This window comes from Pseudomonas sp. PS02303 (assembly GCF_029959925.1).
GTDB lineage: Bacteria > Pseudomonadota > Gammaproteobacteria > Pseudomonadales > Pseudomonadaceae > Aquipseudomonas > Aquipseudomonas mandelii.
Genome location: NZ_JASCOM010000457.1, coordinates 1 through 2558, shown reverse-complemented (window position 1 = coordinate 2558; position 2558 = coordinate 1). Strand labels below are relative to the sequence as shown.

2 protein-coding genes are annotated in these 2558 nt (G+C 58.4%); both read left to right on the top strand.

The genetic code is table 11. The features are described from left to right. Positions 1–164 precede the first annotated feature (164 nt). On the top strand, positions 165–545 hold the full coding sequence (panD, locus tag QMX98_RS34010; protein WP_003228271.1) for an aspartate 1-decarboxylase: 381 nt from the start codon (positions 165–167) through the stop codon (positions 543–545). A gap of 224 nt (positions 546–769) precedes the next feature. Beyond that, entirely contained in the window at positions 770–2434 is a 1665-nt protein-coding gene (pgi, locus tag QMX98_RS34005) for a glucose-6-phosphate isomerase (protein WP_221107407.1), read from the top strand. Positions 2435–2558: the final 124 nt, after the last annotated feature.

Sequence of the window (2558 nt, the reverse complement as noted above, 5' to 3'; positions counted from 1 at the left end):
CTCGCGAACAGCCTGTCACACTCGACATTTGTGTCGACTGATACGCCGCGTTCGCGAGCAAGCTTCGCTCCGACAGAAAATTGCGTGGCTTCGCTCCCTTATTGCTGCCTTTTATGCCTTCGGGCAAACTGCCCGCCGTTCGATTCCGACCTGGGAAAACACTCATGCACGCCATCATGCTCAAAGCCAAGCTGCATCGCGCCGAAGTCACTCACGCCGTACTCGATTACGAAGGTTCCTGCGCCATCGACGGCGAATGGCTGGACTTGTCCGGCATCCGTGAGTACGAACAGATCCAGATTTATAACGTCGACAACGGCGAACGCTTCACCACCTACGCGATTCGTGGCGAAGAAGGCTCGCGGATGATCTCGGTCAACGGTGCTGCCGCGCACAAGGCCAAGGTCGGTGACCGTGTGATCATCTGCGCCTACGCCCATTACAGCGAAGCCGAGCTGCTCAACTTCAAACCGCGCATGCTTTACATGGCGCCTGGCAATGAACTGAGCCACACCAGCAATGCCATTCCGGTTCAGGTCGCCTGATCGAACCGACGCCCCTCCCGTTTGTCGAACCGTTCCCTGCTTTGTGTATAAAAAAGTACCGGGAACGTGTTAGACAAAGTCAAGACAGATCGCAGCGCGAGGTTTACTGTATTCGCCCTGTGTCATTGAAATCGTGTCGACGCAGTTGACCGGACGCTGCCTACGGCGCGCCGGGATTTTCAGTGTTCAAAAAAGCCGTTCAAGTAAAAAGGAAACCCGCAGCGATGGCGTACTACCGCACTCCTCACGACGTGACCGCTCTGCCCGCCTGGCAAGCGTTGAATGACCACCGCCAAGCCATGCAGGATTTCAGCATGCGCGAGGCCTTCAATGCCGATCCGCAGCGTTTTACTCAATTCACCCTCAGCAGCTGCGGCCTGTTTCTCGATTACTCGAAGAACCTGATCAACGCCGAGACCCGCAATCTGCTGGTGGGCCTGGCCAATGAAGTCGACCTCAAGGGCGCGATCAAATCGCTGTTCGACGGCGAAATCGTCAACTCGTCGGAAGGTCGTCCAGCCCTGCACACCGCACTGCGTCGCCCGGTTGGCGACAAGCTGTCGGTGAATGGCGTCAACGTGATGCCAGAAGTGCACAAAGTGCTGAACCAGATCACCGACCTCGTCGGCCGCATCCATGACGGTCTGTGGCGTGGCTACACCGAGAAGCCGATCACTGACGTGGTGAACATCGGCATCGGTGGCTCGTTCCTCGGCCCTGAGCTGGTGTCTGAAGCGCTGCTGTCCTACGCCCAGAAAGGCGTGCGTTGCCATTACCTGGCGAACATCGATGGCAGTGAGTTCCATGAACTGACCATGAAGCTGCGCGCTGAAACCACGCTGTTCATCGTGTCGTCGAAATCCTTCAACACCCTCGAAACCCTGAAAAATGCCCAGGCCGCTCGCGCCTGGTACCTGGCTCAGGGCGGTTCGGAAGCCGAGCTGTATCGTCACTTCATCGCCGTATCCAGCAACAACGCGGCGGCCGTGGCGTTCGGTATCCGCGAAGAAAACATCTTCCCTATGTGGGACTGGGTCGGCGGCCGTTACTCGCTGTGGTCGGCCATCGGCTTGCCAATCGCACTGGCCATCGGCATGTCGAACTTCAAGGAACTGCTGTCCGGTGCCTACACCATGGACCAGCATTTCCAGAGCGCGCCATTCGAACAGAACATGCCGGTGCTGCTGGCGTTGCTTGGCGTGTGGTACGGCAACTTCTGGGGTGCGCAAAGCCACGCGATCCTGCCTTACGACCACTACCTGCGCAACATCACCAAGCACTTGCAACAGCTGGACATGGAATCCAACGGCAAGAGCGTGCGCCAGGACGGTACGCCAGTGTCCACCGATACCGGCCCGGTGATCTGGGGTGGCGTGGGTTGCAACGGTCAGCACGCGTATCACCAGTTGCTGCACCAAGGCACCCAACTGATTCCGGCCGACTTCATCGTGCCGATTGTCAGCTTCAACCCGGTCTCCGACCACCACCAGTGGCTGTACGCCAACTGCCTGTCGCAAAGCCAGGCTCTGATGCTCGGCAAGACCCTTGTCGAAGCCGAAGCCGAACTGCGTGACAAAGGCATGAGCGAAGAAGACGTGCATAAAATCGCGCCGCACAAGGTGATCCCGGGCAACCGTCCGAGCAACACCATCGTGGTCGAGCGCATCAGCCCCCGTCGTCTCGGTGCGCTGGTGGCGATGTACGAACACAAAGTCTTCGTGCAAAGCGTGGTCTGGGGCATCAATGCCTTCGACCAGTGGGGCGTGGAGCTGGGCAAGGAGCTGGGCAAAGGCGTCTACAACCGCCTGGTCGGCAGCGAAGAAACCCCGGCTGACGATGCTTCCACCCAAGGCCTGATCAACTACTTCCGCGGTCGTCACCGCGGTTGATCTGGCGCCTGCCCACAGGGTTTGTGCCAAACACAAATGCTGTGGGCAACACCAATCCCTGTAGGAGTGAGCCTGCTCGCGATAGCGGTTTTTCATTCAACATCGATGTTGAATGATCCACCGC

Excerpts from the sequence above, each read along its gene's own strand:
- panD (WP_003228271.1), top strand. The coding sequence starts at position 165 with ATGCACGCCATCATGCTCAAAGCCAAGCTGCATCGCGCCGAAGTCACT.
- pgi (WP_221107407.1), top strand. The coding sequence starts at position 770 with ATGGCGTACTACCGCACTCCTCACGACGTGACCGCTCTGCCCGCCTGG.